19 protein-coding genes, 2 rRNA genes and 1 pseudogene are annotated in these 23,073 nt (G+C 42.0%); 12 read left to right on the top strand and 10 right to left on the bottom strand.

All coding sequences use genetic code 11. The features are described from left to right. The 6 genes from DVB69_RS14440 to DVB69_RS14415 form a co-directional block, all read left to right on the top strand. Positions 1-133, top strand: a 23S ribosomal RNA gene (locus tag DVB69_RS14440); the annotation flags it as partial. A gap of 79 nt (positions 134-212) precedes the next feature. Next, positions 213-328, top strand: a 5S ribosomal RNA gene (gene rrf, locus DVB69_RS14435). 119 nt (positions 329-447) lie between these two features. After that, positions 448-1,272: a YihY/virulence factor BrkB family protein gene (locus DVB69_RS14430; RefSeq protein ID WP_116019806.1), complete on the top strand. Its 825-nt coding sequence runs from the start codon at positions 448-450 to the stop codon at positions 1,270-1,272. Beyond that, positions 1,266-1,943: a response regulator transcription factor gene (locus DVB69_RS14425; RefSeq protein ID WP_116019805.1), complete on the top strand. Its 678-nt coding sequence runs from the start codon at positions 1,266-1,268 to the stop codon at positions 1,941-1,943. The genes DVB69_RS14430 and DVB69_RS14425 overlap by 7 nt, the downstream gene beginning before the upstream one ends. After that, positions 1,940-3,319: a sensor histidine kinase gene (locus DVB69_RS14420; RefSeq protein ID WP_116019804.1), complete on the top strand. Its 1,380-nt coding sequence runs from the start codon at positions 1,940-1,942 to the stop codon at positions 3,317-3,319. The genes DVB69_RS14425 and DVB69_RS14420 overlap by 4 nt, the downstream gene beginning before the upstream one ends. A 73-nt stretch (positions 3,320-3,392) precedes the next feature. Further along, a complete protein-coding gene (locus DVB69_RS14415; RefSeq protein ID WP_116019803.1) occupies positions 3,393-3,791 on the top strand; it encodes a hypothetical protein in 399 nt (132 codons plus the stop codon). A gap of 234 nt (positions 3,792-4,025) precedes the next feature. Here the strand turns inward: DVB69_RS14415 and DVB69_RS14410 are convergent, their stop codons facing one another. From DVB69_RS14410 to DVB69_RS14375, 8 genes are all read right to left on the bottom strand, one after another. Beyond that, positions 4,026-5,567 (bottom strand): solute symporter family protein, encoded by a 1,542-nt coding sequence (locus tag DVB69_RS14410; protein WP_116019802.1) that lies wholly within the window; start codon positions 5,565-5,567, stop codon positions 4,026-4,028. 14 nt (positions 5,568-5,581) lie between these two features. Further along, complete coding sequence (locus DVB69_RS14405) at positions 5,582-5,944, bottom strand: DUF485 domain-containing protein (RefSeq protein ID WP_233505416.1); 363 nt, start codon at positions 5,942-5,944, stop codon at positions 5,582-5,584. Between the two features lie 267 nt (positions 5,945-6,211). Then, entirely contained in the window at positions 6,212-6,910 is a 699-nt protein-coding gene (locus DVB69_RS14400; RefSeq protein ID WP_116019801.1) for a hypothetical protein, read from the bottom strand. Further along, positions 6,891-7,781, bottom strand: coding sequence for an ATP-binding cassette domain-containing protein (locus tag DVB69_RS14395; protein WP_116019800.1), 891 nt, complete (start codon positions 7,779-7,781; stop codon positions 6,891-6,893). The genes DVB69_RS14400 and DVB69_RS14395 overlap by 20 nt, the downstream gene beginning before the upstream one ends. A 16-nt stretch (positions 7,782-7,797) precedes the next feature. Continuing rightward, positions 7,798-8,952, bottom strand: a complete 1,155-nt coding sequence (locus tag DVB69_RS14390) for a hypothetical protein (RefSeq protein ID WP_116019799.1) — start codon at positions 8,950-8,952, stop codon at positions 7,798-7,800. 28 nt (positions 8,953-8,980) lie between these two features. Then, entirely contained in the window at positions 8,981-10,192 is a 1,212-nt protein-coding gene (locus tag DVB69_RS14385; RefSeq protein ID WP_116019798.1) for a hypothetical protein, read from the bottom strand. 102 nt (positions 10,193-10,294) lie between these two features. Then, complete coding sequence (locus DVB69_RS14380; protein WP_116019797.1) at positions 10,295-11,269, bottom strand: MBL fold metallo-hydrolase; 975 nt, start codon at positions 11,267-11,269, stop codon at positions 10,295-10,297. 116 nt (positions 11,270-11,385) lie between these two features. Continuing rightward, positions 11,386-12,852 (bottom strand): MDR family MFS transporter, encoded by a 1,467-nt coding sequence (locus tag DVB69_RS14375; protein ID WP_116019796.1) that lies wholly within the window; start codon positions 12,850-12,852, stop codon positions 11,386-11,388. Positions 12,853-13,325: 473 nt separating this feature from the next. On the opposite strand from DVB69_RS14375, the gene cls reads away from it, so the two are divergent. Beyond that, entirely contained in the window at positions 13,326-14,780 is a 1,455-nt protein-coding gene (gene cls, locus DVB69_RS14370) for a cardiolipin synthase (protein WP_116019822.1), read from the top strand. Positions 14,781-14,829: 49 nt separating this feature from the next. On the opposite strand, the gene DVB69_RS14365 is transcribed toward cls, so the two are convergent. After that, entirely contained in the window at positions 14,830-16,971 is a 2,142-nt protein-coding gene (locus tag DVB69_RS14365) for a type IA DNA topoisomerase (RefSeq protein WP_116019795.1), read from the bottom strand. Between the two features lie 405 nt (positions 16,972-17,376). Between DVB69_RS14365 and DVB69_RS14360 the strand changes: the two genes are divergently transcribed. The 3 genes and pseudogenes from DVB69_RS14360 to DVB69_RS14355 all read left to right on the top strand — a co-directional run bounded on the left by DVB69_RS14360 (position 17,377) and on the right by DVB69_RS14355 (position 20,261). Beyond that, the gene (locus DVB69_RS14360; RefSeq protein ID WP_116019794.1) at positions 17,377-18,681 is read left to right on the top strand and encodes a serine hydrolase; all 1,305 of its coding nucleotides are present in this window, start codon (positions 17,377-17,379) and stop codon (positions 18,679-18,681) included. Between the two features lie 203 nt (positions 18,682-18,884). Further along, positions 18,885-19,078, top strand: a pseudogene (locus DVB69_RS17970) (IS110 family RNA-guided transposase); the annotation flags it as partial. A 106-nt stretch (positions 19,079-19,184) separates the two neighbouring features. Continuing rightward, positions 19,185-20,261: an S-layer homology domain-containing protein gene (locus DVB69_RS14355; protein WP_116019793.1), complete on the top strand. Its 1,077-nt coding sequence runs from the start codon at positions 19,185-19,187 to the stop codon at positions 20,259-20,261. Positions 20,262-20,658: 397 nt separating this feature from the next. Here the strand turns inward: DVB69_RS14355 and DVB69_RS14350 are convergent, their stop codons facing one another. Continuing rightward, a complete protein-coding gene (locus DVB69_RS14350; RefSeq protein WP_116019792.1) occupies positions 20,659-21,576 on the bottom strand; it encodes a DUF7916 family protein in 918 nt (305 codons plus the stop codon). A 435-nt stretch (positions 21,577-22,011) separates the two neighbouring features. Here DVB69_RS14350 and DVB69_RS14345 point away from each other — a divergent pair, with 435 nt between their 5' ends. Together DVB69_RS14345 and DVB69_RS14340 are read left to right on the top strand one after the other, a co-directional pair. Next, entirely contained in the window at positions 22,012-22,371 is a 360-nt protein-coding gene (locus DVB69_RS14345; RefSeq protein WP_116019791.1) for a protease inhibitor I9 family protein, read from the top strand. 115 nt (positions 22,372-22,486) lie between these two features. After that, positions 22,487-23,053 carry a TetR/AcrR family transcriptional regulator gene (locus DVB69_RS14340; RefSeq protein ID WP_116019790.1) on the top strand — a complete coding sequence of 189 codons (567 nt, stop codon included), beginning with the start codon at positions 22,487-22,489 and terminating at the stop codon, positions 23,051-23,053. Positions 23,054-23,073: the final 20 nt, after the last annotated feature.

Genomic DNA, 23,073 nt, shown 5'->3' with positions numbered 1-23,073 from the left:
CCCCCCTCGAGATGAGATTTCCCATTACGCAAGTAAGTAAGATCCCTCAAAGATGATGAGGTGGATAGGTCTGGTGTGGAAGCATGGCGACATGTGGAGCTGACAGATACTAATCGATCGAGGACTTTCCCAAATATAAGTTAAAGAGCCGTAAGGCTATCTTGATTATCAATGTTGGTTTTATCCAGTTTTGAGCGAACAAGCTCAATTTGTCTGGTAATGATGGCGAAGAGGTCACACCCGTTCCCATACCGAACACGGAAGTTAAGTTCTTCAGCGCCGATGGTAGTAGGGGGCTTCCCCCTGTGAGAGTAGGACGTTGCCGGGCAATTTAAAAAGCGAGTCGAGGATTTCATTCCTTGGCTCGCTTTTTTATTACCCACATGTAGTATATCATGATAGAAAAAGGAATGTCCGGGCATATACTATATAAAAAGGAGTCTGTGAATGAATACTGGGTTGAGAGTGCTCCAACGATTTGTAAGAGAACGATTCTTTGATCAAGCCGCTCAAACCGCTTATTACTTATTGTTATCGATGTTGCCATTTTTTATTTTCGTAATATCGTTACTGAATTTGTTTCCGGTCAACGAAGAAATCTTATTCCGATTTTTACGACCCTTCATTCCTGAGCAGTCTTTTCAGTTAATTGAAGACAATGTCCGGGAAGTGCTACGGAATGGTAAAGGAAAATGGCTTTATTTCAGTTTAGCAGGGGCTTTTTGGTTATCATCTGTTACGGTACAATCTTTAGCACGTTCCCTGGACTTGGCAAATGGCTATATACGTAGAAAAGGATTTTGGTTATCGCTATTTCGTGACCTTGGTGTCACATTATTGTTCATGCTCGTTGTACCACTCTCAATATTACTCCCATTTATTGAAAATATTCTTCATCAAGTAATCGCTTACTACGATCGAATTGACGATTGGAAAGGCTGGCTGTTTTTGTGGCCAAAAGTTAAATGGGGACTAGGCACACTGTTTTTGTTTGCCTTTTTCCTACTCTTCTATAAATTTGTTCCGAGTGGTAAAGTATTGTTTCGACAGGTCGTTCCAGGTGCGTTCCTATCGACGATTGGGTGGCAACTGTTTTCTTATTTGTTTGGCGGATGGGTGACTGCCGTGGATTACACAAGGTTATATGGTCAGTTGGCTGGAATCATTATGCTTGTGATCTGGCTTTATATGACTGCTGTCATTATTTTGGTTTCAGGGTTGTTGAATGCAGAATGCAGTAAGTCCAAAAGAAGGAAGTGGGATAGATGTTAACAATTCTAGCGGTCGATGATGACCCGAACATTTTAGAGCTGGTACGCATTACATTATCCGCAGCCAGCTATACGGTGATAAAAGCAAAAAATGGACGTGAAGCTCTTGACCTAATGGAGCAAGAGATTCCTGATCTAGCGGTAGTTGATGTCATGATGCCTGAGATGGACGGCTATACACTGACGAAGAAACTACGATCAGAATGGGATATTCCTGTTCTTCTACTCACAGCAAAAGGGGAACTAGAGGATAAGGAAAAGGGGTTCCTTGCAGGATCAGACGACTATCTAGTGAAGCCATTTGAGCCTAAAGAATTACTGTTTCGCATCCGTGCCATCCTACGACGTTTCGACAAAGCTGTTGATGTCTTTATCCAAGCAGGACCGCTGTCCATTAATCGCCAAACATATGAAGTATCTATAGGGAAAAAGGTGTTGCTCTTGCCCTTGAAGGAGTTTGAACTGTTGTCTGTTCTTGCTTCACGTGCGAATCAGGTGTTCACGCGTGAGGTATTATTGGATCGAGTATGGGGATTCGATTATGAAGGGGATGAACAGACGTTGAACGTTCATATTAAGCGGTTGAGGGACAAGCTGGAAGGACTCCCGGAGCAAGTAAGTATTGTAACGCTACGGGGCGTTGGCTATAAGCTGGACACAGGTGCCTTATGAGGTCCCTCTATGGAAAGTTTTTGCTCTATACCGCAGGGATCATGGTATTCAGCGCACTAACAGCGTTTCTTGCAGTCAATACGTATTATCATCAAAACTTGAAGGGCTCTAACGATGAAAAAAATATGAATATTGCTCGGCAGCTCGCAGGTTACATTGAAGAGACGACACCCGAAGATTTGGATCTCTACTTGAAAACCCAAGCAGTTGTGGGGTATAAGTTGTTGCTTGTAGATAAAGACTTAAAAGAGCGGCGCTACGGTCAACCCTACCGTCTTGATAACTTAGAAAAAGGAGACGTGGAGTCTGTACTTCGAGGGGAAAACTATCATGGCATGAAAAACTTTCCGACAGAAACATTCGTTACTGGCTTTTTTGCGGATGAAACCTCCAATACAGTCGGTGTCCCATTTACATACAGGGGTGAAGAGTATGCCCTGTTTTTGCGTCCGGATATCAAGTTACTTTTTACTGAAGTACATTTCTTACTTGGCGGCATGGTCATTGTGATGGCTATTGCAAGTTTATTGGCAATGCTTGTCGTTGCGAAGCGGCTGATCCGTCCAATTACCCAGTTGACGCTTGCGACGAAGAAAGTCGGAAAAGAAGAATTCAGCGGTATCTTGCAGATTCATCAGAAAGATGAGATTGGTCAACTCGCGGAAAGTTTTCAAAAAATGACCGAGCGTCTTGGGGAGAACGATTTAATCCGTAAGAAGTTCATCAGTGACGTGTCGCATGACTTTCAATCACCGTTATTGAACATTAAAGGATATGCTGGCTTGATGATAGATGAATCTCTCTCCCCTGAAGAGCGTGCAGGGTACGCAAGAGTCATCCAATCTGAGACGGATCGGTTGTCTTCCCTGACAAAACAGTTGCTATTGTTGACGTCACTCGATCAGATGATGAGCCCATTGAATCCTGTTTTATATGATGTCGGTGAACAGCTGAAAGAGACCATACGTAAATACCGCTGGCTCCTAGAAGAAAAACAGATTTCACTCTCTATGGAAATTGAGGATGCAGAATTGACCGGAGATCCGGCGTTTCTTGAGAAGGTATGGGAGAACTTGTTGTCCAATGCATTGAAATATACGCCGGATTACGGCAACATTGAAGTTTCTTTAGTTGCGGATGAAACCTCAATAACTATACAAATCGGTGATTCGGGAATCGGCATTGCAGAAGAGAACCTTCCGCATATTTTTAATCGTTTTTATCGTGAAGACGATTCTCGGACAATTGTCGCTGAGGGGACAGGTCTAGGGTTATCCATTGTCCAGCAAGTGATCGAGCTACATGATGGGGAGATTACCGTCACGAGTGTAAAGGGGAAAGGGACCGTCTTTACGATTACTCTACCCCAATTGTAATATGCTGTACATGTTGCGTTCATGTTGGGGTCGTATGATTAAGGTAATCAGAACGACACAGGAGGAATGCAATATGCAGGAAAAATGGAGTATACGTTTAATACGAATTGCTGCAATTTTTGGGTTGGTAGGAACTGTGCTGGGTTCACATATGGCGGGATCAGGATCATATGCATTTAAGCCTATCCACGCGCACATCTTATTAGTAGGCTGGCTATCCGTATTTTCATGGGGCGTATTTTATAAAATTTACCGCGTTCGTGCAACGAAACTCGTGGCAATTCACGGTTGGGCAGCCATCATTGGGTCAATTGGCTTGACTGCGGGCATGTGGCTTCAGTTCATTCACCCATTTAATATTAACGAGACATTCGCGCTCGTCTTTTACATTGTAGGTGGCACGATTCTATTACTCGCTTTTGCGCTATTCGTAGTTATGACGTTTCTCATTGATCGTACAGGAAAAAGATAATTCCTATAAAAACCACTCCTCCAAGAGGAGTGGTTTTTTCATGGTTGTGCATTTTGTAGGGAATCTGATCAATAGAATGGGGAATCAACTCAATAAGTAGAGACCCGCTGGATACCGCAACCACTCCACTCCAAAATCCAACTGGCCATAAACAAGCAAAAAACCTGCGCATCCATCACATTACAGTGACAGACTCGCAGGTTCTTAACTACCTATTCATATACGCATTTATCATCACAAGCCGCGGTACCCAGTTTCCGCTTTGAAACGGACTTCTGCATAAGAAACTTCATCTGCTTCATGACGTTTCGCACCAATGTATGTCCCGATGATTGCTGCTAGGAATCCAGCTGGTATGGAGATAATCGCTGGGTTTACGTATGGGAAGAGTGGATCGCCCACAAAGAATGCAGCGCCAGGAACAGGGTTAATCACGTTAGGACTAACCGCAACCAATACGAGTGCTGTGATCAAACCTGTCAGCATGGATGCAACCGCACCTGTCGTATTGAACTTACGCCAGTATATTGTCATTAAAATCGTTGGAACATTGGCAGATGCAGCAATACAGAATGCAAGTGATACGAGGAATGCTACATTCAGTTTTTCTGAACCAAGTGCCAACAATATAGACAGTATGCCAACGGTAATTGCAGCAATACGCGCAGCTCGTACTTGCTGCTTCTCTGTCACTTTACCTTTCATGATGATCTCGGCATAAAGGTCATGGGCAATGGCGGAAGCACCTGATAACACGAGCCCTGCTACTACTGCAAGAATCGTAGCAAACGCAACAGCTGCGACGAATGATTCTAATGCGTCTCCACCTAGTACACCTGCTAGCATCGGCGCAGCCATGTTACCTGCTGCATTTTCTGCAATGATCGCCTTCGACCCAACGAACTTCGCAGCTCCAAAGCCTAGGAAAATCGTCAACACGTAGAAGATTCCGATAATCCACACTGCATAGACAACTGACGAACGCGCAGTCTTTGCATCTTTAACAGTAAAGAATCGCATCAAAATGTGAGGAAGACCTGCAGTTCCTAACACAAGTGCAAGCAACACGGATATTAACCCAATCGGATCTTTATACACTACTCCTGAATGGAGGAAGGACTCGCCGTGATCGGTCGCAGTCCGCATCACATCGAACATCCCAACAAAGTTGAAGTTGAATTTCATCAGCACGAGGAACGAAATCACGATTGTTCCAATCATGAGTAAGATTGCTTTAACGATCTGAACCCAACTGGTAGCTGTCATTCCGCCGAACAGTACATAAATGAGCATCATTACGCCTACTATGAGAACGGAAATCCAATAATCAATTCCAAACAATAACTTGATTAGTGCGCCCGCACCAACGAGCTGGGCAAGCATGTAAAATAACACAATCGTAATCGTATTCAGCGCAGCCGCACCACGCACTTTCTTCGCACCAAACCGCGAACCGATCATATCAGCCATTGTATATTTGCCAAGGTTACGAAGGGGCTCAGCAATTAAGAACAGCACAACAAGGTAGGCTGTTAGAAACCCGACACTGTAGTAAAACCCATCAAATCCATTCAATGAGATCGCACCGGCAATTCCGAGGAATGAGGCAGCGGACAAATAGTCGCCTGCAATGGCCATCCCGTTCTGCCAGCCGGTCAGTGAGCCACCCGCAGTATAAAAGTCACTGGCAGTCTGCGTTTGTTTCGCAGCCCAGTACGTAATGTAAAGAGTCAATAAAATTACAGCAAAAAAGATTGCAATGGAAATGAAGCTCATGAACGGAATCCCCCTTAGTCTCTAACGTGTTTTTGGATAATCTGGTCAATATCTTTATCGAAGTCACGTGCTTTTTTAACGTAAATTTGTGTAAATACCCAAACCATTACGAATAGTCCGAATGCGTACACCCACGTCCATGTCATCCATCCGGCAGCCCGTGTTTCTAAAATAGAAGTGTATCCTGTCAATATAGGCAGCAGGAGATAAATCGCAAAAAATGCAATGACATAGGGTGTCAAAAAACGATTTTTCTTTTTGACAAGATTCTTAAATTCAGGAGTTTCCACGATTTTTTCATAGTCCAGTTTCCCATCCGCCGTACGTGGCAGCTCGTGTTCTCTGCGCAACTCAGATTCTTTCAACTCAATCGTCAATTCCCCATCCCCTTTACGGTTTCGTTTGGATTAGTTGGATCTCTTTGGAACCCATTCCCCTAATGAATTCCAAACAGTGAATCACCTTCCAACAATCCTATTAGTCCAACGTATCAAATAGACAGAAAATAAGCAATATTATTTTTATATAAGATAGTAAGCTATCATCAATTATCTATATTTAAAAACCGTGAATGCCTAATTATAAGCACTCACGGTTGTATCCAACTAATTCAATGTCTCTTTCAAAACAAGCTATTTGTTTAGTCATGTATCTGAGGGATGGAAGGTGATGAACGAAGCATCCGTAACACGAAGCCACTGACCCTCTTTCAGTTGTACGGTGCTTTCTGTACGACCGATCGTCCCACCAACCAATTCATAAAGAATGGCATCCTTTTCTTTCTCAAGAATTTGTAAGATCCCGTAGCCTTGGTCCACAGAAATCGTATATTTCCCAGCCTTAATATCTGTCCCTACTTCCCATACGCCCGCAGACAGTTCAGTATTCAAAGAAGTGGGTGAAAGGAAAACTTCTACAGAATCATACCCTCCATCTGCTCGAACTGTATAGGACTCATCTATAGAAACAGTGAGACTTCCAGCACCCGCATAATCCCCAACAATCTCCCGTAAGATCTCCTTACCTTGTGCATCGAACACATAGATATTACCAGTGGGGTAGCCCGTAATCATATAACGTCCAGTCTTGAGTTTTAATTCTTCCCCGGTCTTAGGGACGACTGGTACTGATACAGCTTCAGCTTGAGGATTACTACGATCCACAGTCGTAAAGAGTGCGGGGTTCACAAGCTTAATCAATTCATCTTTTTCATCACCTAACAGCTCGTAATTCTGTTCATATCGAACGGCTTGTTCAGTGGTTGGGATGTGTTTTGCCTGACACCCCACAAGGAGCAAGAATACAAACACAATAGCCCGGCCATTACGCATAATATTTTTCATAATACTCCACCGTCCCGAGTGGCCCTACTGTCAGATGATGCCCAAATCTGCCGAGCATCCGCTCAACCCAACGTGTTTGTTCCGGCAAGGTTAGACCTTCCAGCGGTATACAGAGCAAATGCTCTGCGATGTACAAGTGATCAGCGGGAAGTTCATTCTTCGTCTTCAGTTCATCATAATCCACTGGTCTAATCTCTACTTTTAAATAGACTTCGCGATCTTCTGTAAAACGTTGTTCATGAACAATTTTACCTTCTTTTAAGAAGATGACGCGGTCTGCATATAAATCGAGATTTTCTAATAAGTGTGACGCAACGAAAACTAATTTTCCTGCCTGTTTCATGTCCAACAAACACTCAGAAATCAGTGCAACGTTCGTAACGTCGAGTCCATTCATCACTTCATCCATCAGCATTACAGTTGTATCTGCTGCCATCATCATCGCAAAACAGAGCCGCTGCCGCATTCCGAGTGAATACGTTTTTGCTTTCTTTTTCACATAATGGTTCATCTGCAGTTTGTCGATGATGGCGGGGACGCTTTTTGAAGAGCCATTCCACATCGATGCATACAGTTTCAAGTGATCGGTGCCGGACAGTTCATCAAACAAGTCCTTCTGTTCAGGAAATGTTGTCAATTGTTTATGGATCAATACCTCTTCTTTCTCATTCCGGTATGTGTGTTTCCCATCAAAAAGTACCTTTCCGGAATCAGGTTTCGTATAATTCGCAATAATATTGAATAATGTCGTCTTTCCTGTTCCGTTCGGTGCTGCGACACCAATGATCTCTCCCTTTTTAGCAGTGAAATTCAAGTGATCCAGTACAATTTTATCCTGATAGGCGATTGATAGATCAGTAAGCTTCAGCAAGATCGTCCCTCCTGTTTTAGTTTGGTTTATCGTGTCCCGATGGATGCGATGTGTATTGTAGTCTGGTCTTCATGTACAGAGTGGCAAGCACTACGAGTGTTAAGCCAACGAACCATGAAAGTGCACGCCTATAGTCCATTGACGTGCTTGTAAACTTCAGCGCAGCCTCTCCGCTCAACACAGAGCCGATATCAATCATGACAAGAGGATGTAGCCAGCTCGCATCGATACCCGCTGAAAGAAGCAGGGAGGGTAGTAGCAGCAGAAAGACGATGGATAAAACCGTTGCGTACATATTTTTAGTTAGACCGCTTACTAAAATGGTAGTAACTAATAACAGCAAACTAATGAGTAGAAACGACAGAAGCTGCAAAAGGACATAATGGACAATCGAGACGGCAGTAAAAGTACCACCTGAATAGAGCAGGATAGGCGAGGTAAAACTACCCCAACCCGTTTTCAATCCTACATATACACTACCAATCCCAATTCCTACAGCGAGAAAAACGAAGAGTTGGAACAGATGTATTCCTACTTTGCTGAACACTTTCTGTAAGAATGAGACTGGCAGTCCTCTCATGAGGGAGCGGTTTTGCTGATCATGTAATAACATACTGCTGCCGATCAGCAAGACAATGAGACAGAATGGTAATCCGCTAATTGTATCGAGCGCAGCGGGTATGTAATTGCTTGCAACGAACGGATCGGGAACGATGGATACATGGTGCTTCTGGTAATAGTTCAACAACGCCACTTCTTTATGGATCTCTTCTTTAGTGACAATGTAATTTGGATGTATTCCTTTGTTTCCAGCTTCGTGTAATGCGAGCCGGAGTTCGTTAAGCCGTAGCCCATCCGTAATGTATGAGTCGTTTTCTTCTTCATCCCATAGATAGAAGCGTTGCATATTGATGAGGGAGGATTGCTCGGTAAGGTTATCGTAGATTTCCTGCCCCTCTTTCGTTTCTCTCATCTCCTCAGGAAAAGCTTTGAAAATAGTGTGGAATTGTTCTGCTTCCTCGTTTTTCTGATCTTGTAGCGTTTTAATATCAGTTTGACTGTACTGCAAATAATAAATTGGGAAAAACAGAAGAATCGCAATCCCGAGTAGCCAATTCTTCCGATTGTGTAGCACCATCTTGGTTTCAAATAGGAGGTAGTTCCATCTCATAACTTGTTTCATTCCTTATCAGATGATTTCATCGAGACTGATAGAGCCTTCGTTTAGTGACGACACGGGAGAGGACAAATAGGACAGCTTCTATGATTGCAGCTGCAACCAGTAGTACAACAACCCCTTTAGCCAACGTAATCGTCTCCGTGTTTAATAAGAAGTTCTTTTCACCCGTCACTATCTTTCCGAAATCAAAATAGGTTTGCGGAAAATAACTGATATCGATTCCTAAGATTTCTCGAGTCGTTCTTGGATCGTAGAGACGTTCCGAAAAGATCACTAATGTGCCAAGCATTAGGACGAGCCACTCGTTCTTCAATAGCAGACTGAGAATGACATTGATGCGTATGATAACAAGTACTAATAGTGGGAGGGCTGCTAGTGATAGACTTACAAATTTCATCATACTGATGACTCCATAGTCTTCAATTGTAAATGTATTTTGGGCGGTCATAATCGGAACATGCAAGTTACCGTAGCCGAACCCAAATTGTGAGGATATAACAAAAAAACCTGCGAGAAGTACAGTTACTAAAACGAGAAGTGTATAACTAAATGCAGCTAGTGTCTTCAAATTTAACTGTCGATACCACGATAATGGAAGACCTTGTAACACCGTCCGATGGGAACGATCTCGTGACAAAATATCGCAGCTGAAATAAACGGCACAAAATAGGAAGAAATAAAAACCATACGTGTGTAGAAATGTCTGCAGCGATTGGAACGCAGTCTTCTCAAATAGAAAGGCTTCCGTTATAGGCCGATTATTCAACAAGTAATCCTCATAACGGAGCATTGTCTGATGATACAGATGTTCCCGATCTTTGACAGGATATGGAGAGCGTTTGAAAAGACTATTATCATGTAGATAAACGGAAGGATCAGACTCAAGATAGTAGGCACGCAGGTGGAGATAGCGTAAAAAATTGCGATCTTCATAAGAGTGGAGGAATGCGCTGAACAATCCGTGGTAATAATCGTTTCTGGCGAAAACTGGATCCCCCGTCATTAAAATGATGCCAGTATTTCCGTTCTTCAAGCGCTGAGTCTGTTCCACTTCTAACCCGGTTAAATATTTCCGTATTTCGTCAGGGTGGAACGTTTCCTTAGTTTCTCGATTCGGGACAATGAGAAAGCAATAACTGATAAGTAAAACCCCGATAAACAGAAGAAAAGGAATGGTGCGCTTACTTTTGGCGGTCAGTAAAAATTCATGTTTCAAATAGGTGCGATTCATCCCAGCTTCCCCTTTTTAGTAAACTCATCATCTGCCAACTGTAAGTATAATGGAAATCTATGAGTCAAATATACAGCCTATTCTAAAAATTACAACCCCGAATTAGTTGCGATTTTTAGTTGAATGAACAAAGGAAAGCGTCTCACCATGCTTCAAAACCTTCAAATCACTATCTTCTAGTTCGCGCTGTGCCCATTCGGTAAGTAATCGATTCAACGCTTCTTCTGTAGTGTCATCAGCTAGATAAAAAGCTCCGTAATGCATCGGAATGAACACATCAGCACTGACATCCACAAACGCCTGAATCGCTTCTTCCGGTGTCATATGTTGAGTCCCCATGAACCATTCAGGCTCATACGCCCCAATGGGCATGAGCGCATACGTAATATGAGAGAATTTCTTGCCAATCTCACAGAAGCCTTTGAAATACCCACTATCACCGGCAAAGTAAATCGATTCAGGTTGTAACGCTTCAGTTGAAGGTTCCATATGCCGTTGAATGATCCACCCACCCCAATGCGACGTATTCGTATCGGTCAATGTACGTTTCGTCCAATGTTGAGCAGGAACAAAGTGGAATTCCACAGAACCGATGCGCACTTGACCCCACCAAGGAAGCTCATACACTCGATTTTCCATCATCAGTTTACGTACTTTGCGCCCAAGTCCTTCAGGAACGAGTATGGCAGGGGTCCCTTTCAGTTTCTTCAATGAGGGGACGTCCAAATGATCATAATGCGAATGTGAGAGCAAAATAATATCGACTGGCGGGATTTCTTCCAGAGTGAGTCCGGGTTCTTCTAGCCTTCTACCAAATCCCATCCGACTTGCCCAAACGGGATCTGTCACAATGGTTAGACCAGCAAGCTGTATGAGAAACGTCGAATGCCCGATCCATGTAATCGTCAACTCATCCTGATTCGTGTGGAGTAACGTCAGCTGCTTGTCGGGGGCCTGTCCGATCGTAAAGCTCATGTCTTTCTGTTTGCGGAAACGCTCCTTTTGCCAGCGTACCAATTCACTAAAGGTTGCAGGACGTGCAGTTGGATCTAAGTTCCGGTATCGTTTTCGATTCATATGTCACCACTCCTTCTTTAGGTAAGTGTAGTCGACTTAGCACTCACATGCATGTGTAACACAGCAAACAAAAAAGCAGGCACCTTAGTTTGGCACCTGCTAGCTTCAATTTAAGTTTACATACTTGAATTTTCCTCATCTTCACTCGGTTTCGCACGGTAGACAACAAACGACAGAACAACAGCGACTATGGACATACCAAACGCTATGAAGTATACCAATTCAACCCCTGAAACTAACGCTAGATTTATCGACGCAGGTTCTGTTGGAGTCGATGATTTCTGTAAAACGTGTAACTGACGTGCATTCATGATGCTGATGAACACCGACACCCCGATCGCTCCTGCAACCGGCTGTAGCGTGGACATCACGGCAGTTCCGTGTGGATAGAGTCGTTTCGGCAACTGGTTAAGTCCATTGGTTTCAGCAGGCATCATGATGGCGGAAACAGATAGCATAATGAGGATATAACTGACTACAACCACCCATACAGGCGTATCGACGGTTAACTGACTCATCATGAACATCGTACCGCTCAACACGAGTGTAGCGGGGATCATCAACACGCGCGGTCCGAATTTATCAAATAAGGCGCCCATAAACGGTGACATGATCCCGTTCAAAATACTTCCTGGTAACAAAACCAAGCCAGCTGTCGCTGCAGTGAGAGCCAGTGGACCTTGCATATAGATCGGCAAAATGATTTCTGAAGCGAACATCGCCATGATAATGATTAGAAACATCACGACAGCATGTGAGAACATCGGATAACGGAATACGCGCATGTTCATGATTGGTTCATCGAGCTTCAACTGACGCCAAACGAATAGGGCAATTCCGATTACCCCCATCCCTATGAACAACCAAACAATTGGGCTTGCAAATCCTTCTTTACTCTCTCCAACGGAACTGAATCCATATACAATGGAGCCGAAACCGATTGTCGAGAACAATAAGGAAACGAAGTCTATTTTAGGTTTCGTCACTTCGGACACATTGACCAAATACTTATAGGCAAATGCGATCGAGAACAAAGCAAATGGGATGACGATGATGAACAAATAACGCCAACCTAAGTATTCAACAATAACCCCTGATAATGTGGGTCCAATTGCTGGGGCAAACATGATGACGAGACCAATCATCCCCATCACTTTTCCGCGCCGTTCCGGAGGATAAATCAATAGGAAGACATTGAAAATAATCGGCATCAATAAGCCGGTTCCTACCGCTTGGATCAAACGTCCAATCAGTAAAATCGAAAACGTCGGGGCACTCGCACAAATGATTGTACCTAGCGTAAATACAGCCATTGTTCCTAAGAACAGTTGTCTCGTAGTAAACCATTGAAGGAGCAACGCAGAAATTGGAATGACAATGGCCATGACGAGCATGAATCCGGTCGCCATCCATTGGACGGATGTTAAAGAAATCGAGAACTGATCCATAAGTGTTACGAGCGCTATATTTAAGAGTGTTTCATTTAAAATAGCGAAAAACGCCCCAATAATGAGCGTTAACATAATAGGAAGGACTTTCACATTCGGGTTATCCGCTAAGTATTCATACTGTTTCTGTTCCATTCAAAAACCTCTTTCGCCGTTGGAGTTTTGTGCTCAACTTCTGTTCATGTTGCTGTCGAATTATCCCTAACATGTGAACGAAAGAGGCAACTGGATATGCTGAAAAGCGAACTTCTATTTCTGTGATTGCTTAGTTCAATATTGTGGTTCAACTCACGAAGGCTATCAATTTTTGTTCATAATAGAATTCGTCTAACGTGTGTAGCAACTTTATGTGAACGCATTCTAATCGTTAAGTGAAACTAATTATAATTGATTAACGAGGTAATTCAAGTTGTAAGACATACTCATTAAAAAATATGTTAAACTTCTTGTCGAACTCAACGATTTTCTACTAGCCTGTCCCATATTCGAGGGTACATGTTATAGTGAATACTACTTTCTATAGTATGTAATCTATACATAAAAAGAAATTATTAAGGACTTAAATGTGTGGGTCACATGAAAATTAAAACAAGAAGGTAGGTGTAATGATGGGAATAGGATATATAATTACGTTGATTTTATCCATTACAATAGTGATCAATCTTTTATTGTTGGTAGGTGTATTGTTTTTTGAAAGAAGAGACATTGGAAATACATGGGCATGGATATTGGTCATGGTGTTTATTCCTATAGCAGGCTTTTTCATCTATCTATTCCTTGGACGAAACTTGAAGCAAAAGAATTTCTATAAGCTGACAGATGAAGAGAGAACGGAAATTGATACCGAAGTAAACCATCAACTATCAACGGTCTATAGAGAGTATGTTCAACAGTCTCCGTTACTTAAGAAACATGAAGAACTCATTCACATGAACTTAATATCATCGGATGCGTTATTGTCCACGAATAATAACGTTCAAATTTTTGACGATGGGCATCAAAAATTTGATTCCCTTATTGCGGATATCCAAGCTGCTGTAAAAGAAGTTAATATTCAATATTACATTATCCAATCAGATGTATTAGGTACTAGACTTCGTGATGCTCTAACGGAAAGGGCAAAGGCAGGGGTGAAAGTTCGTCTTCTTTACGATGAAGTCGGATCTAAAAAAACGTCGCCTAAGTTTTTTGATGAATTGCGTGCTGCGGGTGGCGAAGTCGAAGTATTTTTCCCATCGTTTTTTAGATTAATCAACTTTAGAGTGAACAACCGGAATCACCGTAAACTGGTCATTATCGATGGTCGGATCGCGTATATTGGCGGATTCAATGTAGGGGACGAGTACCTGGGGCTGGACAAAAAGTTTGGATACTGGAGGGATACACACCTTCGTATTAGAGGAAAAGCCGTCCACCACATACAGGGCAAGTTCATATTAGATTGGCACCGAGCTGGCAATAATAAGCCTGGTGAGTGGGATGAGTACACATTTACTGAAGAGCCACAACAAGGGATGAGCCCCATCCAGGCAGTTTCGAGTGGTCCCGATTCCGTCACAGAGCATTTGAAAAATATGTATATCAAACTTATCTTATCTGCGAAGAAGAGTGTCTATATCCAAACTCCCTATTTCATACCGGATACAAGTTTTATGGACGCATGTAAAATTGCGTTGTTGTCTGGAGTTGATGTGCGGATCATGATTCCATGTAAACCAGATCATCCATTTGTCTATTGGGCGACGTGGGCGTATGCAGGAGATCTGCTGGATTATGGAGCGAAAATTTTACTTTATGAAAATGGGTTTTTGCATGCAAAGACCATCGTTGTTGACGAGGAGGTGGCGGCAGTGGGGACAATGAACATAGATTCTCGCAGTTTCCATTTAAACTTCGAAGTCAGTGCAATCGTCTACGATGAAAAGGTAGCGCAAAAGCTGCATAGTTTGTTCTTGAAAGACATTGAGGTCAGTTCAGAACTGACACCTGAACGCTATGCAGAACGCTCGCTTGTCATTAAATTTAAAGAAGGCATTTCGCGTCTTCTATCACCTGTATTGTAAAAATAGAACAAAAAAGGAAAGCCTTTCAAGAGACGGCTTTCCTTTTTACTTAAACAAACACTAAGTTCAATTTGCCTTCTTTCAATTCAAGCATGGCATCAAATTTCTGACCGTTCGCATGCGTAAATCCTTTAATGACGTTTGTTTTTCCATTCGTACAAAGCAGTTTCACTTGTGCTTGTGTTAGTTTCTTTTTCAAAAATAACCCCGGAAACGTTTGCTTACAGCCACTTTTATAGTTGCTACAGCCGTAAAATTCTTTTCTTGCGACGATCATACCGTTTCCACATTTCGGACAAGGTGCAACCTCTGTAGCTGTATAGGATTTTCGACTAGCAGATTTGGATGGTGGCAACACGATATCGATCTTTTGTTGCTCGAGTTGCACCGGCACGTCTTCAAGTAACTTATAAATGAATTTCGACACACTTCCTAAAAAATGCTGACCCGTTCCTTCACCATTGCCGATTTTTTTCAAATATGTTTCCCATTTCGCAGTCATTGAGGGGCTTGCGAGCAAACTACCCTCGATGGCTTGGCAAAGGACGCGACCTTTATCCGTAATCGACACAATGTTTTTCGTGACAGAAATATAGCCATGCTTTTTAATCGTCTCGATAATATTACTTCGCGTCGCTTCCGTACCGAGCCCTTCAATTTCTTTTAGAATATCCGTCTCCGTCTGATCTTCAACAAGCTTCCCGCACGTTTTCATCATCGCAATTAGTTGGCCTTCAGTGTACGGTTTTGGCGGCTGAGTCGCACCTTCTTTAATCCCGATTTCACTTTGTACGGCATCATGTTGCACTAGAAGTGGAAGAGCAGGTTCGTCTGCTTCTTTCCCTTTTTTCGGAGGTGCAGCAAATAGCTCTTTCCAACCTTTGTCCACTTCTGTTTTCCCCGTCGTAAAAAAGGGAAGTCCGTTGACGTCGGTCGTTACTTTCGTTTCTGTATATAAATAATCGCGGTGGAACATCGCGAGTGCGGTACGTACAACTTCTTCATATAAATTACGTTCCAACGGTGCTAATCTTGCGATTGTCGCTGCTGTGGGAACCTTTTTAGTTGGGATAATAGCATAGTGTTCTTGTACTTTTGAACTGTCGACGAAACGTTTTTTAGGCGTCTTTGAAGCAATTTCGAATGGTTTTCCAATAAGTTCTTGGTATTTTTCAACCGATGCTGCTAGGTAATTAAATTCACTCGGTGTGATATGCCGCGTGTCTGTACGAGGATATGACACGAGTTTCTTCTCGTACAGCGTCTGCATTGTTTTCAAGACGGTCGCAGGACTAGCTTTCCAGCGACGGTTTGCAGTTGCCTGCAGCGTTGAAAGGGAGTGCAGCTGAGGAGGCGGCATGCGTTTATCCGTTGTCTTCAATTCCGAGATAGTGCCCGGTGTTCGCTTCGTGATACCGCGACTATTCAACGCATCAGCTATCAATTCCCGTTTCGGTTCTTTCAACTTGGCTTTCCCTTTGTATGTTCCGTTCGCAGCTGTAAATAAAGCCTCCGCTTCAAAAAATGGTTCCGACACAAACGTCTCAATTTCACGCTGCCGCTGATAAATCAAATAGACCGTAGGAGATTGAACGCGCCCGATTGGGAACACTTCCTCGATTCCTTTGGCTTTCAATAACAACGTGTACAACCGCGAGCCATTCATCCCAACCAACCAGTCACTGATCTGGCGGGACTTGGCTTCTTCGTACATCTGCAAATCCTTCTTATTATCAAGTAAGTTCTCAAATCCTTTGATCACTTCCTCGGATTCAAGAGAATTGATCCACAAGCGTTTGATGGTTTGGTTACGAGCACCTGTCTGATCATAAATACTATAGAAGATATTCGATCCTTCGCGATCCACGTCACATGCGTTAATGACGGTATTAGTGCCTTTAATGAGCTTTTTCACGACTTGAAATTGCTTGAACTTTCCTTTCGACACTTGAAACTCATAGCGTTCCGGTAAAATCGGCAAACTTCCAAGTGACCAGCGCTTCCAAGCTGGATTGTAAGTATGAGGTTCTTTCAATTCCACGAGGTGCCCAACACCCCATGTCAAAAAAGCCCCCTCCGGAAACGTGGGGCATGGATGGATTTCCATATAGCCTTCGTGTTTACGGGCAGTGAAGGCATCTGCATAGGCTTTGGCTTGGGAAGGTTTTTCAGCTAGTATGACCGGTTTCATGGCGGCACCTCAATTTTTCGTGTTTAGTACGTTGGTTCTGTTAGATTGATTATCTCATATATTGAAGCGGGGTGCTATTAGAGGGTGGAATAGTCGGGGCAATAGAGGTGAACCTATGAATTGGTTTATTATTTCCTAATATGTAGTGAATTGATGAAACCCTCTGGAAATTTATTGCGTATAGAGAGTAGAAGGTAGGTGCTTACATGGGAAATCCCATGATGGTACTTGTGCTGGCTTTGCTACTATCCTTTTAAAAGTTATTTTACGGGAATTGAAATAATTTAATTGTCGTCGGATAGTGAGTGAATAATTTTTCTGTAAGGAAGATTTTGTATCCTTTTTTAAAAGAGAAAGCAGTAAGGTACTTATATATAAAGTCATTGGTAGAAAGGAAGTTCCTATATGAATATTTGGGCGTGGATTGGGCTTTTGGGGATCATTCTTCTTACGCTGATACCTCTAAAAAAAGAGAAAAGAACGAAAGAGGACTTTAGAAAAGTAATTGTAACGGTATTGATTGTGCTAGGAATTATCATTGCGGTGGTAATTTTTAGCGTTAATTATTTAGTTGCACTGATTACTGGGTTCATTGCTTCGATTGTGTTAGATAAGAAAACATATACAAAAAAACGATTAATAATTTACGGATCGATTGTTCTAGTTATCGGAATTGCAGGATACTCGGTATTTAGAGACAATCCAAATTACGTTATGAACCATTTAAAAGATAATCCGCAGTCGACTTCTTTTTATTTGGAGGAAAATGGGGAAAGGTTAATTACCTATCATTCAGATATAGTTCGACCATTGGCAAGTACTGTGAAGATGCTGATTGCTGTTGAATACGCCATGCAAATTGATGCCGGCATATTAAATAAAGATGATGCTGTCCCAGTAGACGATTTAAACCGTTATTACATAAAAAATACGGATGGCAACGCACATGAAGAGTGGTTGAGGACGATGAATGAAGAAGGGAAAGTTAATAATAATAAGGTGATGCTGCATGACGTTGCTAAAGGAATGGCGACCTACAGCTCTAATGCCAACACAGATTATTTGATTGATTTGCTGGGCATAGCTGCTATTAATGAGCGAGCACAGTCACTTGGTCTTACGCAGCAGGAGGAAGTTTATCCGATTGTTAGTGCTCTTTTAATCCCGGATCACATAAAAACCGAATCGATGGATGAGGAGCAATTAATAAAAGAACTTGAATCGTTACCAAATGAGGAGTATCGGGAATTAGCTAGGGAATTAAGTAAACAAATGAAGATGGGAACTATCAAGGCTGAAGAAATAACGTTTGAATCGGCTTTGAAGGTACAGAAAGTATGGTCAGATCGTTTGATTGGTGCATCGGCTAATGATTACGGAAAGTTATTGGGAATCATATCGAATGATGAGCTTCCAGCAAAGGCAGCTGAAACTGCAAGAGATTTGTTGGAATGGCCAATGCAACTTAACGAAGGAAACCAGGAGCAATTTACCCATTTAGGGGCAAAAGGTGGATCGACCGCGTTCGTCCTTAACGATGCATTATATGCAGAAAACCACAAAGGACATAAGATTGAAATGGTCCTTCTAACAGATGACTTGAACATCTGGCAAAATATATTGATTAGTCATAACTTGAATTCCTTTGAATCGAAATTACTCAGTAGTGTAGAATACCGTCTGAAAGTCCAGAAAGAACTCACCCAATAGTAATTAATCAAAAATAGCATTGAGGATTTATAGTGAATGATGGCACTATACATTTGCCGCCTCACCTATGTATTCAAGTATTAGGGAGCATTCTTGTTAGAAGCTTTTTCTAGGATTTGAATAGAAAAAGCCCTCTTGGTATGATGCGGGGTGTCAAATCTGCACGAATTGACCCCTAATTTGCATACCAAGGAGGACATATTATGAATTTTAAGCAAAACGCTAAAATTAATCAAGTTACGGATAAAACGCTGGTCATAGGAATGGACATCGCCAAACTCATATATTACGCCTGCATCCTGCATGGTCGATGAACGTGGCCTGCTCCTTAGGAAATCGTTCCCTATACATCAAGGGGTTCGAATACATTTATGAATGCATTCTCAATGCCAAGAAACATAAATGGAGTAAGTAGGTTATGGAAGAGAGTCTATCAAAATAGAATTGATAAATTGTGGAATTATTGGTAATCTTAATATACAAACTATTAAAGGAGAGATTTCATGAAGCGATTATCTACAATCCTCACCGTGCTATCTTTGTCTTTCGTTCTAGCTGCACAGCCAGCTGCGGCAGCAGGATTCCCGGACGTTCCAGATACCAACCGTTTTCACGATGAAATGAATTATTTAGTTGAACAGGATATTATCAGTGGGTATTCCGATGGGAACTTCCAACCCAAGAAAAATGTAACACGGGGAGAGGTTGCGATTATGATTGGTCGTATGCTGAAACTCGATGGTACGCAACGAAATACGAAATTCAAGGACGTTAGTAAAAATCATGGTGCAAGCGGCTATATTCACTCAGCTTGGGACCGCGGTCATTTGAGTGGTTTTGCAGATGGCACGTTCCGTCCAGACACCCCCATCTCACGTGGCGATATGGCGATGATACTTTCTCGTATTTTTTGGTCTCAAGCGGGTACCACCGGAGAATTTAGTGATGTCGGGTATAATATGAAAGCTTCTTATGCGATTGGAACACTTGCAGGTTCTCACGTACTCACTGGATATCCTGATGGTACGTTTCGACCCGCTGCATTCGTGACACGTGAGCAATTCTCAGCATTTATGGCCCGTGGACTGAGCATAGAGTTTAAACAGCGTACCATGAAAACAGACGGGTATGCGTATGATCTGACGAAAACGTATATATACGCGAAATCCCAGGGCGAATTCCAGATTTCTTATAAGAAAGTCCACACGGAATTTGGAGGAAAAGCGTTCTACGGATATCTGTGGGAATACAAAGATACAAGCGATGGCAGTATTGAATATATCGACCAAACAGAAGACAAAGACGGACTTTACATGGTATTTCCTATTCCGCACGGCAGTAAAGAGTTAGCTTATCCAGTAAAAGTAAACTCCAAATGGCAGCCGGGTATGGATATGCTCGAATCCAATACCATAACGGGAGTGAACAAAACTGTAAATACGCCTTATAAAACATTTACAAATGCAGTAGAAGTGTCTAACAGCAATGGCCAGAAAAGGTACTTTGTGAAAGGTATAGGTGAAGTGAAAGTACTGGATAAGTCGGGGGAAACAGTCTCGGAGTTAAAATCGATTCAGTAAACTTGAAGAAGAAAGAGCAGAAAGAACAGGCAGGCTTTAGAGAACTATAGAATAGCCGAAGAGAAAAGGGTATTTTACTCAAAGAAGAGGATGTTGTGTTAGCTCACCTGGTTCAAATAGGAAATAATTGTAGAAAAATGATTTCATCAAGAAAATGTATGAAGGTGGATACGCGCGCGGTGCGGTCCACTATTCTTTCGATAAGGATAACTATATTAATGCTTGCTCTACAGTATCAGAATTCGACTGGAAAGTTAACAAACTTCGTGAAGAACTGAGTTTAGCTGTGAATCGATTTAATGTACAATTTTGAAAAGCCATTCCAGATGGATCCGGGATGGCTTTTTTGATAGCTATAATTATTGATGACTCATTGATAATAAGTACTGGTCGTCTATTATCGCACCACAGAAGACGCCATTCTAACATAAGTATGCCGCCTACCTCTAATAGCAATCGAATAGGTCATAATATTTTCCGGCACCGCAATTCCATAAAAACCAGTATCTCCGATGTGATAAATATCGGCGCCTGCCATCTTGCTGTTGAGTGCGATTTGGCGGATTGTTGCTTCGTCGGCACCTTCTTGACTTGTACCGATCGTGAGCATCGCTAATGCTCCTTTTGAGTGGACGAAACGAACGTATTTTTCAGCGGTTCCAACCGTAATACCAGGTATGGTTCCGGGAGCAGGCATTAAAATAACATCTGCACCTGCGTCAATGAACTTTGATAGAGTATCTTCTGAAATAATGCCGCTGCCTGTTTCATTTGTGACACCAGCTCCATGCATCTTCCCAGCGATAATCATTCCTTCGGCACCAAAAACCTTTCGGGCTTTTTGAATAGCAACAATCGTTTCATCGTTGGTCACGCCTGTTTTAGGATTCCCCGTTAAACAGATGAAATCAAATCCTAGTTCTTTTGCTTCTGTTAATGTTTCTTCGGTGGCCATTCTGCCTTTTGAGATTGTATCTAACTTTTCGATTTGGTTGGCGTTCAGGTCAACAGGTTCCAAATTTAAACCGATGGGACGTCCTGTTAATTCTTTTACCTTTTCAATGATGGACTCATTCATATCACATTCGTATCCAGCGACAGCAGGAGTAAAAACATCAAATAAATTTAGTAATAACAAATCCGCGCCAAAGGACGCTGCAAGTTCAGCATTTGTGATTCCTGGATAAAGTGGTGCCACAGAAGTCATCGTCTCCGATAACATTACTCTTCCTTCACACGCTCGAATGGAGTTTTTTAATTCCTGACCATTCATTTTTTGAAAATCAGAAGCGGTACAATCTAATAATCGTTTCACAATAAATCCCTTCTCTTTTGATGTACATCTAGATCATGTAGTTATCGGCTTATACTTGGATAACATCGTCTGTTCAACGATACACCGTTTATTTATGTTAGCTTGATTGTCTCATATATAGTTGTGGCTTGGTAGTGGATTCACATTCATATGATGGCAGTATAAAGGGAATAGCAGCTCTTCCTCAATGTGGACTAATTGTCTGTATATCATTACGATGAATGTAATTTAATTACTTGTGGAAAGGGGTGGATCAAGAAGCAAAAGGTTCTTGACCTTTATGCATACTTAACGTATTTTGGGGAGCTGTCGAGGAAACATGCAAATACAATTGTAAAAGATGGATTCTTTGAACGAGCATTTAGAAGACTAGGAGAACTTTTTGGATATGCTTCTTACTCATTCATCTTAAGAGCTTAGGGGGAGGATAACTACATGAAATCATTGATTTATATCGATCCCGCAGTAGATTTACTTACCAAGGAGTTTGTGCAAGTCATCATTGAATTTAAGATTAGTCCTGCTCATGTTGCGATCGCAGCTGATCCATTTTTGTCTTTAGAACAAGCAAAAGAACAAGTTGAGCAAAGTCATAAAGAATTTCAAACTGAGCTCGTGACTTTAATATCGGGCAATCATTATCCGTATACCATCCTGCACCAATATAAAAATAGTTTGAACGGTGTTTCGATGGAGCTTCCAGGAATCGCAATTCAAAAGTTGCTGTCTTCTGAAGTGATCCGAGCAATCTATCCTAATCGTGAAATGAAAATTCCCGAGAATCCAATAATGTGAAGGGTCCTTTATAAAAAAACAACCCATCCGTGTGAAAGTTGATGCGTGGATGGGTTGTTGCACAGGAAGCAGTAGATCGTTTGACACTTACCTACTAGTAAGTTAGTGTTTGTGTATGGAAAATAGAAAATCACAAATCATCGAGTTAACATTAAGAAATATTAGTGAGAGAGGCTACTTATCATTTAGTTATGACGATTTAGCTAAAGAGTTGAATGTAACAAAGGCGAGCATTCACTATCATTTCATGAAAAAAGAGGACTTGGGCTTAGCGGTCTGTACAAAGATAAAAGATGGTCTAGAGACAACGTATAACTCAGTATGTCAGTTGGATGTCACGCCTGAAGAAAAGTTATGGGCATTCATTTTTAGAAGGACTGAAAAAATAGGAAACAATGAAATATGTCCATTATCCTCGTTGCAAGCGGATTATAATTATATTCCCGATTCCATGCAAGAAGCTGTTCATGGATTGAGTGAAATGGAAATTAGATATACCCAAAATCTACTTGAAGACATATATGGTGAAAGGAAAGGTACAGCATTTCAAGATACCCATGCAATAGCTGCACTTATGATTGCAAGTGTAAAAGGGGCACTTCAATATCGACGGGTACTAGGATCGGAATTCCTTTTAACTGTGTCCACACAACTAAAAAAGATGCTCGACATGCAGAGGTAACTATACTGAAATTTATGGAG

Origin of the sequence: Sporosarcina sp. BI001-red (assembly GCF_003384035.1) — a bacterium.
Lineage (GTDB): Bacteria > Bacillota > Bacilli > Bacillales_A > Planococcaceae > Sporosarcina.
The sequence above is the reverse complement of the archived record's forward strand: the minus strand, read 5'-3'. Positions and strand labels throughout refer to the sequence as shown.